General features: G+C 53.0%; 16 protein-coding genes. 12 read left to right on the forward strand and 4 right to left on the reverse strand.

Annotation, left to right across the window (positions count from 1 at the left end; genetic code table 11):
- Positions 1-75 precede the first annotated feature (75 nt).
- From rbr to HMPREF3201_RS04095, 4 genes are all read right to left on the reverse strand, one after another.
- On the reverse strand, positions 76-615 hold the full coding sequence (gene rbr, locus HMPREF3201_RS04080; protein ID WP_062411873.1) for a rubrerythrin: 540 nt from the start codon (positions 613-615) through the stop codon (positions 76-78).
- A 143-nt stretch (positions 616-758) separates the two neighbouring features.
- The gene (locus tag HMPREF3201_RS04085; protein ID WP_062411874.1) at positions 759-1253 is read right to left on the reverse strand and encodes a hypothetical protein; all 495 of its coding nucleotides are present in this window, start codon (positions 1251-1253) and stop codon (positions 759-761) included.
- A 2-nt stretch (positions 1254-1255) separates the two neighbouring features.
- Positions 1256-1966, reverse strand: coding sequence for an HAAS domain-containing protein (locus HMPREF3201_RS04090; RefSeq protein ID WP_072272016.1), 711 nt, complete (start codon positions 1964-1966; stop codon positions 1256-1258).
- Positions 1953-2261 (reverse strand): hypothetical protein, encoded by a 309-nt coding sequence (locus tag HMPREF3201_RS04095; RefSeq protein WP_062411875.1) that lies wholly within the window; start codon positions 2259-2261, stop codon positions 1953-1955. Before HMPREF3201_RS04095 ends, HMPREF3201_RS04090 begins: the two co-directional genes overlap by 14 nt.
- Positions 2262-2425: 164 nt before the next feature.
- Between HMPREF3201_RS04095 and HMPREF3201_RS04100 the strand changes: the two genes are divergently transcribed.
- The 12 genes from HMPREF3201_RS04100 to HMPREF3201_RS04155 all read left to right on the forward strand — a co-directional run bounded on the left by HMPREF3201_RS04100 (position 2426) and on the right by HMPREF3201_RS04155 (position 12605).
- The gene (locus tag HMPREF3201_RS04100; RefSeq protein ID WP_062411876.1) at positions 2426-2641 is read left to right on the forward strand and encodes a DUF951 domain-containing protein; all 216 of its coding nucleotides are present in this window, start codon (positions 2426-2428) and stop codon (positions 2639-2641) included.
- Positions 2642-2750: 109 nt separating this feature from the next.
- Entirely contained in the window at positions 2751-3968 is a 1218-nt protein-coding gene (locus HMPREF3201_RS04105; RefSeq protein ID WP_062411877.1) for an ATP phosphoribosyltransferase regulatory subunit, read from the forward strand.
- Between the two features lies 1 nt (position 3969).
- Positions 3970-4605: an ATP phosphoribosyltransferase gene (gene hisG, locus HMPREF3201_RS04110; protein WP_062411878.1), complete on the forward strand. Its 636-nt coding sequence runs from the start codon at positions 3970-3972 to the stop codon at positions 4603-4605.
- Positions 4606-4620: 15 nt separating this feature from the next.
- A complete protein-coding gene (gene hisD, locus HMPREF3201_RS04115; protein WP_062411879.1) occupies positions 4621-5910 on the forward strand; it encodes a histidinol dehydrogenase in 1290 nt (429 codons plus the stop codon).
- A complete protein-coding gene (hisC, locus tag HMPREF3201_RS04120) occupies positions 5903-6979 on the forward strand; it encodes a histidinol-phosphate transaminase (protein ID WP_062411880.1) in 1077 nt (358 codons plus the stop codon). The genes hisD and hisC overlap by 8 nt, the downstream gene beginning before the upstream one ends.
- Positions 6972-7559: an imidazoleglycerol-phosphate dehydratase HisB gene (gene hisB, locus HMPREF3201_RS04125; protein WP_062411881.1), complete on the forward strand. Its 588-nt coding sequence runs from the start codon at positions 6972-6974 to the stop codon at positions 7557-7559. The genes hisC and hisB overlap by 8 nt, the downstream gene beginning before the upstream one ends.
- The gene (gene hisH / locus HMPREF3201_RS04130) at positions 7556-8173 is read left to right on the forward strand and encodes an imidazole glycerol phosphate synthase subunit HisH (RefSeq protein WP_062411882.1); all 618 of its coding nucleotides are present in this window, start codon (positions 7556-7558) and stop codon (positions 8171-8173) included. Before hisB ends, hisH begins: the two co-directional genes overlap by 4 nt.
- Before the next feature lie 4 nt (positions 8174-8177).
- Positions 8178-8894 (forward strand): 1-(5-phosphoribosyl)-5-[(5-phosphoribosylamino)methylideneamino]imidazole-4-carboxamide isomerase, encoded by a 717-nt coding sequence (hisA, locus tag HMPREF3201_RS04135; protein ID WP_062411883.1) that lies wholly within the window; start codon positions 8178-8180, stop codon positions 8892-8894.
- 1 nt (position 8895) lies between these two features.
- On the forward strand, positions 8896-9660 hold the full coding sequence (gene hisF, locus HMPREF3201_RS04140; protein WP_062411884.1) for an imidazole glycerol phosphate synthase subunit HisF: 765 nt from the start codon (positions 8896-8898) through the stop codon (positions 9658-9660).
- Between the two features lie 15 nt (positions 9661-9675).
- Positions 9676-10374, forward strand: coding sequence for a bifunctional phosphoribosyl-AMP cyclohydrolase/phosphoribosyl-ATP diphosphatase HisIE (hisIE, locus tag HMPREF3201_RS04145; RefSeq protein ID WP_227188647.1), 699 nt, complete (start codon positions 9676-9678; stop codon positions 10372-10374).
- Positions 10375-10388: 14 nt separating this feature from the next.
- The gene (locus tag HMPREF3201_RS04150; protein ID WP_172980570.1) at positions 10389-11507 is read left to right on the forward strand and encodes an HAD family hydrolase; all 1119 of its coding nucleotides are present in this window, start codon (positions 10389-10391) and stop codon (positions 11505-11507) included.
- Positions 11508-11516: 9 nt separating this feature from the next.
- Entirely contained in the window at positions 11517-12605 is a 1089-nt protein-coding gene (locus HMPREF3201_RS04155) for a dipeptide epimerase (RefSeq protein WP_062411886.1), read from the forward strand.
- Positions 12606-12632 lie beyond the last annotated feature (27 nt).

The raw sequence follows: 12632 nt of genomic DNA on the forward strand, positions 1-12632 counted from the left end.
CCACCGCAACATTTTGTTACGGTGGCTAGGCCTAACTTTTTGGGGTCACATCAAAGAGGGCTCCCTTCGTATTGCTTAGTAGTTCGTAGCTTGGATTTCAAAGAAGGCCTGAGGATGAGCACATACCGGACAGATCTTCGGAGCTTCGTCGGCTTCTACGATGAAACCACAGTTGCGGCATACCCACGTTTTCTTTTCAGAGCGTTTGAATACCTGTTTCGATTCGATGTTGTTGAGGAGCGCTAAGTAACGTTCTTCGTGATGTTTTTCGATTTGAGCGACTTTTTCGAACAAGAAAGCGATCTTGTCGAAGCCTTCTTCGCGAGCTTCTTTAGCGAAGGTCGGATACATTTCCGTCCATTCGTAATGTTCGCCGGCAGCCGCATCTTTCAATGCATCGACGTCGTTCGGCATTTCGCCGCCATGGAGAAGTTTGAACCAGATTTTAGCATGTTCTTTTTCGTTGTTGGCCGTTTCTTCAAAGAAAGCTTTGATCTGTTCGTAGCCTGCTTTTTTAGCTACGCTGGCATAATAGGTGTACTTATTGCGTGCCTGGGATTCACCGGAAAATGCAGCCTGTAAGTTTTTTTCTGTTTTTGAACCTTTAAATTCCATAACTCAATTCCTCCTTAATGGTAATAAATTCATAGGGACGTTGTTACTGTTAGCACCCCTCTGGGTTGATATTATTGTAACACCTTTTGATTTTACTGTCAACGAAGATTAATTCTTTGTTGATAAAAAGGAATAGGCCTAAATTACTGGTTTTTTTCGTCTGCTGCGCGATTATTGTCGTGAACGGCGGAACGATCCGATGATTCCGACTGGGATCTGGTATCGTTACGGCGGGTATCCTGCGTCTGTTCTTTACGGCGTGTCGACGAGTCGGATGATTTTTGGGAATCGGAAGATTCATCCCGGCTGCGGAGGCTGTCGCCGTCATCACGGACGCGGGAGTCCCATTCGTGTTGGATGTCGCTGCCGGCTTCTTCGGCGGAATCCTTCAGGTTGCCGTACTTCGATTCAAATTGGCGTTCGATTTCGGCGGCTTTTTCAGGATACATGGTTCGCAGTTTATCGAGCATTTCGGCTTTGCTGGCGTTGCCCTTATCGAGGGCTCCCTGGAGTTCTTTATATTCCTTATAATAAGTCATCCAACGCTTCAGGGCCGGATAGTCATTGCTCATAAAGGACGTATAGCTGCCGAAGGCAAAGGCCAGGGTCAAAAAGAGGCAGATGATAACACGGGCCATTTTTAGGACCTCCTTCCGCGGGCTGCCGCATGGCAGGCCTGGCCGGCATAACTGGCGGTTAAGCTGGCAAAGAGGACGGTGAGTACGACCAGGATGCGGGTCACGATAGAAATCGTAGGCAAGGGCAGAAGATCGCTATAGGCATAGGCGGGAATGAAGGAAATCGCGATGGATGCCAATATGACGAGGGTGAGCCCGGCGTATAAGAAACCGCTTAGAATGCCGAACAAGGTGCCGAGAATATCTAAAAAAGGACTGGCAACGGCTTTGGCTGTGTTGTTGGCCCCGTCATTCCAATTAAAATCCTTGCCTGTTTCCCGGTCCGGTTCTCGGTAGGCCCTGTGCTGGGGCGGACGGGATTCGTAGGGCCGACGCCTTTCGCGGGGGCGGCGATAATCATCGATGGGCTGTTCCGGCAAATCATAGCGGGACGACGAGGCCCCCGGGCCGAAATCGTCATACTCCTGGTAGGCGTCGTCGTAGTCGTCGCCGGGCATCCGCGGATTGTCTTCGGGGACGACGGGTTCGCCGATATAGTAGCGGTAGATGTTTTTTGGGTGACCGAGCTTACAGCAGATTTCTTCTTCTGTTTTTCCCTGGCTAGCGCCGAGGCGGAACTGTTCTTCACAGTCTTCAATAATGCCTTTTAAGTCGTTTTTATCGCTCTTGCGGAAGTAATACTGCAAGAGGTCCATGAATTCATTCTTTCTCATGTCTTTGGTTTAGAGGCCCTTCCTTTCTTACCGATTCTTCATAGCGCTGGTGAAATGACGCGCCGTATTGCCAGACGGCAATGGTGACAGCCGCGGTAGCGGCGATGAGGATGAAGATACCGTAGGTTGGCATATCGGGTAAAAAGGCAATCGATGCCAGCGGTTCTTTTTCTAAGGCGATACAGACGGCTATCCAGCCCAAAAGGGCGACCATGCACAAGGTCAGAACGGAGCCGGCAGCATAACAGAGTCGATATAATCGGCGCAGGGTTTGCTGGTTCGTCGATGACGTCAAAAAAATCCCTCCTCGTTTCTGTGATTATCCCTTATCTTAACACAGCCGCTGAGGTCGGTCAATTATGGGCCTCTTTTCCGCGGGCTGTGACTTGCGGGGCCGTGGCTCAGACTATATAATGATATATATGCAATAATTAGCTTCTTATAGAGGAGGAATTTTTAATGGCTGATTTTGTTCGTTACTATGTAGGCGACGTGGTCCAAATGAAGAAAGCCCATCCCTGTGGCTGCAACGAGTGGGAAGTACTGCGCATCGGCGTCGATTTTGTCATCCGCTGTACCGGTTGCGGTCACCGGGTCATGATCCCCAGACCGAAGTTTGAAAAGGCCGTCAAGAAACGGCTTCATACCCATGGCGAAAATACAGAAAAAGCGTAAAAATTTAGAAAAAGGTATTTTTATTTTGGGAACTTTGTGGTACAATAATCAACAGTTAATATTTTAATACTTTACCAAGATAAAGCGATAAAGAAAGGGTGGTCATAGGATGAACAACAATACCTTGGATGGAGTGAAGATGCTCCACCACGATGAAATGCGCAATTATGACCGAATCCAGGGAAAAATCATTTCTGTCATCATGAACCACGGCTGTAAGATTATTGAAACGCCCAGCTTCGAAGATTACGATGTGTACCGACACTTCTTTCCTCAGCTCCGCCAGCAAATGGTCAAGACCATCGATACCGACGGCCGGGTCCTGGTCCTGCGGCCTGATGTGACGTTGCCGGTTGTCGAAACGGCGGCCCGCGAATTTCCCCGTGCCAACCAGCTCATTAAATTTGGCTACGTCAGCACCGTATTCCGTGAATACTATGGCCGGTCGACGTATGGCAAGGATTTTTTACAGGGCGGTATTGAAATCTTAGGCGACTCCAGTCCGGAGTGCGACGGTGAAGTCATCGTCACGGCAGCGGAGATATTAAAGGCTGTCGGCGTCGAAAACATTCGCATCGATATCGGTACGGCGGCTTATACCCAGGCTCTCTTCGAAGGCCTTCCCATTTCGGCGGAACAGAAAGACACGCTGAAGCGATACATGGCAGAACGGAATCTCGTGGCCTGCAAGTCCTATATCGAGTCCCTCTCCCTTTCGGCCGAAGCCCGGGAAGCCCTCATCGCCTTGCCGGTCCTATTCGGTTCCTATGCCCAGACCCTCAGTAAGGCCCGCGACTATTCGATCAACAGCGGCATGCTCAACGCCCTGTCCCGACTGGAAGCCGTTTACGACTATATCCTCTATGCCGGCTATGCCGATAAAGTCCAGCTCGATTTCGGGTTTGCCAGCCCCTTGGGGTACTATACGGATACGGTCTTTAAGGTCTACGTCGACGGAGCCCTGTATGACATCATCGACGGCGGCCGCTATGATCGACTGTCGTCCCGCTTCGGTGTCGATCGGCCGGCCTGCGGCTTTGGCATGAATATCAACCTCTTGTATGAATACATGAACGACGCCGGCCTCCTTGAAGATACGGAGCCGTCTTTCCAGCTCGCTGTCTCCTATACGACGACGGACCAGCCCTTGATTCGCGATCTCATGAACTGGCGCAGTAAGGGGTTCCGCGTTGCGGCTTATCCTGATTCGTCGTTTATCGACAGTTCTGATTACAGCATTCATGCCATATACCGCAACGGCTCGTACTATAAAGACGGCCAGTGCCTGACGGCAGCAGACTTGGAAGCATTGATGGGGAGGTTGTAAGATGGCGATTCACATTGCCCTGGCTAAGGGCCGCATTCATAAAGCAGTCATGAAGTATTTGGCCGACAGCGGCTATGAATTTCCGACGTATTCCGAGGAAAGCCGCCGGCTGATTTTTGAAGATGCCAAGGGGCAGCTCAAGGTAACCCTGGTCAAATCGCCCGATGTGGCGGTCTACGTCGAACGAGGGGCAGCCGACGTCGGCATCGTCGGTAAAGACGTCCTCCTTGAAGAAGCTCCGGGAGCCGATGTCTACGAAGTCATGGACCTTGGTATCGGCTGCTGCCGCATGGCCGTCGCCGGCATTGCCGGGAAAAAAGTCGACATGACCAAACGCATTACGATCGGCACGAAGTACCCGCGCATTGCCCGAAGTTACTTTGAAGCCCATCACCACAGCGTAGATATTATCAAACTCAATGGCTCTGTCGAACTGGCACCCATTGTTGGTTTGTCCGACGTCATCGTCGATATTGTCGAAACGGGCAATACACTGAAAGCCAATGGCTTGGAAGTCTTGAATTACTTTATGGATTTTAGTGCCCGTATGATCTGCAATCCCGTTTCGTTTAAAATGAAGTACCGCGATATTCAGCTGCTCATGGACGTCATCCGTCAGCACAGCATGAAGGCATAAGTAGGGGGAATCAGGATGGAATGGATAGATGTACCCGCTAAGGGGTTGACCTTGCGCGATATTCGCCGCATTACCCGGCGCGATCAGGCCGAAAGTGAAGCGATCCGCAAGGCTGTAGAAGAAATTTTAGCCAATGTCGAACAGGGCGGCGACGCCGCTGTTCGTGCCTATACAAAACAATTTGATGGCGTCGACATCGACGATTTCTTGGTCACGCCCGAAGAAATAGAAAAGGCTGTCGCCGCCGTCGGTCCGGATTTTATGAGCATCCTTGAAGAAGGAGCGGCCAATATCCGGGCTTATCATGAACGGCAGGTGGAAAAGACCTGGTTCGATACCTTCCGTCCCGGTGTCCGTCTGGGCGCTAAGTTTACGCCTATTCAACGAGTCGGCGTCTATGTACCCGGCGGCACGGCAGCCTATCCGTCGACGGTTCTCATGGATACCATTCCGGCTCACGTCGCCGGCGTCCCGTCCATTGCCGTCTTTACGCCGCCGGCCAAAGACGGATCGGTCAATCCTTACATCCTGGCAGCGGCTCACGTCGCCGGTGCTACGGAAATCTACAAGGTCGGCGGGGCTCAGGGCATTGCGGCGGCCGCTTACGGAACGGAAAGCATTGCCCCGGTCTTTAAAATCGTCGGACCGGGCAACGCCTATGTCGCTATGGCCAAACGGCTGGTCTTTGGCACGGTCGGCATCGACATGATTGCCGGACCCAGTGAAGTCGGCGTCCTGGCTGATCACGAAGCCAATCCGGCTTGGATTGCGGCCGACCTCTTGGCCCAAGCCGAACACGATCGGCGGGCTGCGGTCTTCCTGGTTACGCCGAGTGCCGCCCTGGCGGCTGAAGTTGAACGTGAAATCGAACGCCAGTTAGAAGAACTGCCGCGGAAGGATATCGCTTCTGAAGCGATTGAAAAATACGCCAAGTTCTTCATCGTCAAAGATAAGGACCAGGCCGTCGCGATCATGAATCTCATTGCACCAGAACACTTGGAAATTGCCTTTAGCGATGCCGAAGCCTATGCGAAAAAAATCGTCAATGCCGGAGCCATCTTCATCGGCCCTTATACGACGGAACCCTTAGGCGATTATTTTGCAGGGCCTAATCATACCTTGCCAACCATGGGGACGGCTGCTTTTTCATCGCCTCTCGGCGTCTATGATTTCGTCAAGCGCAGCAGTCTCTTGTCCTATAATAAGGAAGCCTTTGAAGCCGTCGCCGATAAGGTCATCCGCTTTGCCAATGTCGAAGGATTACAGGCCCACGGCCTGGCTGTCAGGAGGAGAATCGATGAATAATAAATGGCTTCGTCAGACCATACAATCTTTTAAGCCCTACGCGGCTCCGAACATCAACGAAAATATCGTCATTGATGCCAATGAAAGTCCGTATAATATCTTCGATTTTCCCAAGGTGGCAGAAGCCTTTTTGGCCCGCATGAAACAGACGCCGTCCTACCATTATCCCGATCCTTTTGCCGGAGAACTGCGGCAGGCCCTGGCTGGTTACGTCGGCTGCGAGGCCGATGAAGTCCTAGTTGGAAATGGCGGCGATGAAATCATCAGCCTGGTCATGAACACCTTCTTAAATCCCGGTGATGTTCTGCTTACGCATGCGCCGACTTTTGATATTTACGGCCTCGATGCCGAAGTCCTCGGTGCTGAAGTGGTCACCGTTCCCGACCTCGACGGCTACCGCCGGGACTGCGACGGATTCCTTGAAAAAATAAAAGAACTGCAGCCTAAGGTCACGGTCCTCTGCAATCCCAATAACCCGACCGGGGAACTCCTGCCGATGTCCTATGTCGAAGCGGTCTTACAGGCTTCGGAAAATCCCGTCGTCGTCGACGAAGCGTACTTGGAATTTTCCGGGGTACCCAGCATCATTACCAAGCTTTCCCAGTACGATAACCTCATCGTCATCCGTACCTTATCTAAGGCCTTTGGCCTGGCCGGTTGCCGCGTCGGTTACGGCGTAGCCCAAAAAGAGGTCATCGACGCCTTGAGCCTGACAAAACTGGTCTACAACCTGAACGTCCTTTCTCAGAATGCAGCGCTTTCCGCCTTGGAATACGCCGACGAAATCTTGGCTCACAACATCCCGCCGACGCTGGCGGCCCGCGACGTTTTCTATAAAGCCTTGGAGGATGTGCCTGAAATTACGATGTACCCCAGCGCGACCAACTTCGTCTTAATCCGCGTCCCTGACGGACCGGCCATGGACAAGGCCCTGCGCGCTGCCGATATTTCCGTCCGTTCCTATAAGGCGGAAAATCTCAAAAACTGCCTGCGAATTACGATTACGACAGAAGACGTCGTCCGAAAGGTCGTCTCTGTCCTGAAGGAAGAGGTGAAAAAACATGCGTAGTGCTCAAATCGAACGAGAAACGGCAGAAACGCAGATTGCCGTTTCCCTCAATATCGATGGTTCCGGAACCTTTGGCGGTTCGACGGGCATCGGCTTTTTTGATCACATGATGAACCTCTTGGCCTGCCACGGCGGCATGGATATCAAACTCCACGTCCACGGCGACCTCGACGTCGATACCCATCATGTCCTGGAAGATTTGGCCATCGTCTTTGGCGACGCCCTGACCAAGGCTCTCGGGGATAAGAAGGGAATCCGCCGCTACGGCATGTTCTACTGCCCCATGGATGAAGCCCTGACACGGGTCGTCATCGATCTCAGCGGCCGGCCCTACCTCGTTTACGATGTGGAACTCAAGGTAGAACGAATCGGTGCCTTTGAAACGGAGATGCTGCGGGAATTCCTCTATGCGCTCTCTGTGCACGGCCGCATGAACCTCCACGTGACCAACTTATATGGTGTAAACGCCCATCACATCGTCGAATCGGTCTTTAAAGCCTTAGGCCATGCCTTGAAAGAAGCCGTCCGTATCGATGGGGATGAAACGAGTGTCTTATCGACAAAAGGGGTGTTGGAATGAAAATCGCTGTCATCGACTATGAAGTTGGAAATTTGGCCAATGTCTATCATGCCTGGAAGCGTCTGGGCATCGAAGCGGTCATTACCCGCGACGCCGCCGTCATCCGCGACGCCGATTTAATCGAACTCCCCGGCGTCGGGGCCTTCCGGGATGCCATTGGGAGTTTAGAAAAATTTGACCTCATACCCCTCCTTCAGGAACAGGTAAAGGCTGGAAAATTCTTCATGGGCGTCTGCCTGGGGATGCAGCTTTTATTTGAACAGAGCTTTGAAGGGGGGACGTATAAGGGCTTAGGCTTTTTGCCCGGTGATATCGTTCCCTTCCACACGAAATTGAAGGTCCCCCATATGGGCTGGAACGCCTTGGAATTTCGGAAGGCTCACTGGCTCCAAAAGAATCTTCCCAAAGAACCTTACGTTTATTTCGTTCATTCGTATCATAAAGCACCGGCTGATACGCCCGACGTCATTGCCACTGCCGACTATGGAGAACCCGTACCGGCTATCTGCGGCCTGGACAACGTCCTTGGCTTTCAGTTCCATCCGGAAAAGAGCGGCCGCGTCGGGCAGCAGCTCCTTAAAAATGTCGTCGATTACGTGAAACAGGAAGGATGAGACCATGATTGTATTTCCCGCTATTGATATCCAAAACGGCCGTGCCGTCCGCCTGCGCCAGGGCGTAAAGGAAGACAGTACGACGTATTTTGACAATCCTGTCGAAGCGGCGGTAAAGTGGGCCGACGAAGGGGCTCTCTTTCTCCACGTCGTCGACCTCGACGGCGCCTTTTCGGGCAGTCTCTCTAACGCCTCGATAATCGGTGATATTTGTGAAGCCGTCGATATCCCTGTCGAAGTCGGCGGAGGCATTCGCAGTGAAGAAGCTATCGAAACGTATTTAGAGGCCGGCGTCAATCGGGTCATCATCGGTTCTAAGGCCGTCGAAGATCCGGACTTTATGGCGGCCATGGCTAAAAAATATGGCTCTATGCTGGCCGTGTCCATCGATGCCAAGGAAGATGTCGTCGCTACCCGCGGCTGGGTCGACGGCAGCGATAAACGCGTGTTGCCCTTTGCCCAAGCGATGTTGGACCTGGGCATCAATACCTTGATTTACACCGATATCAGCCGCGACGGGATGCTGACCGGACCGAATTTTACCATGCTCGGCCAGCTTCAGCAGCTGCCTTATATCCGCCTTATCGCATCGGGCGGGATGAGCAGCATCGACGATTTGAAGAAACTGAAGTCCATGGGCATCTATGGGGCCATTACGGGAAAGGCCCTGTACGAAGGGAAAATCACCATGGCTGAAATCCGTAGTTTAGGGGGAATGTAAGATGTTGGCGAAACGAATTGTACCCTGCCTCGACGTCCGCAACGGCCGCGTCGTGAAGGGGAAGCAGTTTAAGCACCTGCAGGATGTCGACGACCCGGTCAGCTTGGGGAAATTCTATTCGGACCAGTTGGCCGACGAACTCGTTTTTTACGATATTACGGCGACTCATGAAAAACGCCATATCTTCCTCGACGTCGTCCGTGCTGTGGCCGAAACGATTACCATCCCCTTTACGATCGGCGGCGGTATCGCCAGTATCGATGACTTTCACCAGGTTTTGCGGGCCGGTGCCGATAAGGTCTCGGTCAACTCGGCAGCCGTTCTTAGGCCGGAACTGATCCGCGAAGCGGCTCAGCGTTTTGGCAGCCAGTGTGTCGTCTTGTCCATCGATGCCAAGCGCGACAACCATGGCAGCTGGCAGGTATACGTCGAAGGGGGACGCAAGAATACGGGCATCGATGCCATGGCCTGGGCTAAAGAAGGCGTGGCCTTAGGTGCCGGCGAAATCTGCATGAATTCTATGGATGCCGATGGGGAAAAGGCCGGCTTCGATTTGGAATTGAACCGCCGCTTAGCGTCCGAACTCCCGGTACCGATCATCGCCTCCGGCGGGGCCGGTACGATGCAGGACTTTAAGGACGTCTTCGATACCGGTGTCGATGCGGCTCTGGCAGCTTCGGTATTTCATTTTGGCCAAATCGACATACCCGATTTGAAAGGCTATTTACAGGGACAGGGCATTCCCATGAGAGGGGCAGAAGTATAAATGGATAGTGTATCGATGAAAGATATAAAATTTGACGGCAGAGGTCTGGTGCCGGCCGTCGTTCAGGAAGGCTGCAGCGGCAAAATTTTGATGGTAGCCTATATGAATGAAGAAGCCCTGCAGCGTACGGTAGAAAGCGGCGATGCCTGGTATTACAGCCGCAGCCGCAAGGCTTTATGGCACAAGGGCGAAACGTCCGGCCATTTCCAGCGCGTCCGTTCCATTGCCGTCGACTGCGACGCCGACACGATCTTACTGACTGTCGACCAAATCGGCGCGGCCTGCCATACGGGCCATAAATCGTGTTTCTTCCGGTCCATGACGGAATGGGAAAAGAGCTATACCGGAAGTTTGTCCATTTTGTCGGATCTCAGCCAGGAAATCAGCGACAAGCGGATTCATCCGACGGAAAAATCGTATACGTCCTATCTGCTCCAGACCGGTATCGATAAGATCTGCAAGAAGATCGGTGAAGAATCGGCAGAAGTCATCATCGCTGCCAAGAATGCCGATCCCGTTGCCGATGACAAGTCAGAACAGGCCGAAGACCTGCGGCTCGAAGTCTGCAAGGAGTCGGCGGACTTACTGTATCACCTGGCCGTCTTGTGGGAAGATACGGGGGTTACGGTGAATGACGTCATGAAGGTCTTGGAAGAACGGTCCCATGTCAAGGGCAATAAGAAGACCGTCGGTCATTTAGATAAGACGTTTTAAGAAAAGGGAGTCCCATGAAGAAAGTAATTTTTGACGTCGACGGCGTCTTACTCAGCGAAAAACGGTATTTTGACGTATCGGCCCTGGTCCTCTGGGAGTGGTATTACAGTGAAAAATACCTGCATTTGGGCCATGAGACGGTTACGGCCGAACTCAGTGATGAAGCCATTGACCGCCTGCGCGGCCGGTTTTGGAAAGACGACGCCATATTGTTGTGGCTGAAAAAGCACGGTGTCAACAGCAACTGGGATATGGTCCACGCCCATCTCGTCGTCACCTTGTGGCTCCTGTTGGAACGGTATACCGCACAGCATGGTCCCGTGGAAACCGTCATTGAGACGAATGCCGACGTTCAAGGGCTCGGCAGACTTCTTCAGGCCTATGAACTTCCATCGGCCGATGACGTCTGTCAAAGGTTGGCTGAAACGGTGCCCGATGAGGCTAGTAAGGACGACGTCTTTGCTTACCTGAGCGATGCCGTTGCGGCATCTCTGGGAGAGGGGACGCGCCAGTGGACGCCCCTTCGTTCGCCGCTGTGGAATCTGGCTTTTGAAGCCTTTCAGGATTGGTACTTTGGCGATTCGCTCTATGAAAAGACGTATGGGAAAAAGCCTTATGCGCCGGGAAAACCGGGCTTTCTGACCCGCGAAGAACCGCTGGGAACGATCGAAGGCATCCGGCATATGTTTCGTGAACTCAAGCGCCGGGGCTATGAGATTGCCATCGCTACCGGTCGGTCCCGGGCGGAAATGGAAATCCCTTTCCGCACCTACGGCTGGCTGGACGAATTTGACGAGCATTACACCGCCACCTACAGCGACGTCGAAGAAGCGGAAGGCATGCTGAACCTGTCTTTGGATAAACCGCATCCCTTCGTCTACTGCCTCGGTGCCTTTGGGAAGGATAAGGCCCGCTACGCGGACTATGTGAACTGCATGGATGATTTCAAGCAGGGGACGTACTATGTCGTCGGTGATTCCTTAGCCGACGTTTGGTGTGCCAAAGCCTTGGGGGCCGTCATGATCGGGACCTTGACCGGTATCGATGGAGACGAGGCCAGGACGATGTTTGAACGAGAAGGCGTTTCTCATATCGTCACCAGTGTGGAAGCTATTTTAGATTTTTTAGTATAGGACATATTTATGAAGATTACAGCCATTGAAATCGGGAAAATTGCCATTCCCTTAAAAACACCTTTTATTACGGCCCTGCGCCGCGTCGATGTGGCCGAAGACGTCGTCGTCAAGGTCCACACCGATGACGGACACGTTGGCTACGGCAATGCGCCGGCAACGGTCGTCATCACCGGCGACAGCCACGAATCGGTAGCCGGGGCGGTCGAACATGTCATCGGGCCGAAGCTGATCGGCATGGATATCGACGACCGGGAACTCATTTTAGAAACAATCCAAGGGGCGATGGTCCACAATACATCGGCTAAGGCCGCCCTCGACATCGCCGTCCATGATCTCTTCGGCCAGCGTTATGGTCTGCCCCTCTATCGCTTCTTTGGCGGCCGCCGCCAGCGCATCGCATCGGACCTTACGATCAGTGTCAATCCGCCTGACGTCATGGCCGCTGATGCGATAAAAGCCGTTCGGGCTGGGTACCGTCATTTGAAGCTGAAAGTCGGTAGCGACAGTGCCGTTGACTTTGACCGCGTCGCCTCCATTCGCCAGGCTGTCGGGAAAGACGTTGCCATCCGCCTCGATGCCAATCAGGGCTGGAAGCCCAAAGAAGCCATCCGCCTCATCCGGGCCATGGAAGATGCCGGTCTTGCTATCGAACTCATCGAACAGCCCGTAAAGGCCGCCGATTTTGAAGGCCTGAAACAGGTGACGGATCATGTCGATACCCTGATCATGGCCGATGAATCGGCATTCAGCCCGGCCGATGTCTTTCGCCTGCTGTCCATGCGGGCCTGTGACTTGATCAATATAAAGCTCATGAAGGCCGGCGGCCTCGGGCCGGCTTCGAAAATCGCTGCCATGGCGGAAGCGGCCGGTGTCGAATGCATGATGGGCTGCATGCTGGAATGCAAAATCGGTATCACGGCAGCGGCGGCCTTATCGGCCGGGACGGCAGTGATTACAAAGAATGATTTGGATGCAGCCGATCTCATGGCGGCAGATCCCATTCAGGGCGGCATTACCTATGATGAGGACCATCTCGTCCTCTCGGACATGCCGGGCCTTGGCATTCAAGGTGTGGAAGGCTGGACCCCTTTTTAAAGGACGGGTCCGGCTTTTTCTGTTGAC

Source organism: Megasphaera sp. MJR8396C (assembly GCF_001546855.1).
GTDB lineage: Bacteria > Bacillota > Negativicutes > Veillonellales > Megasphaeraceae > Megasphaera.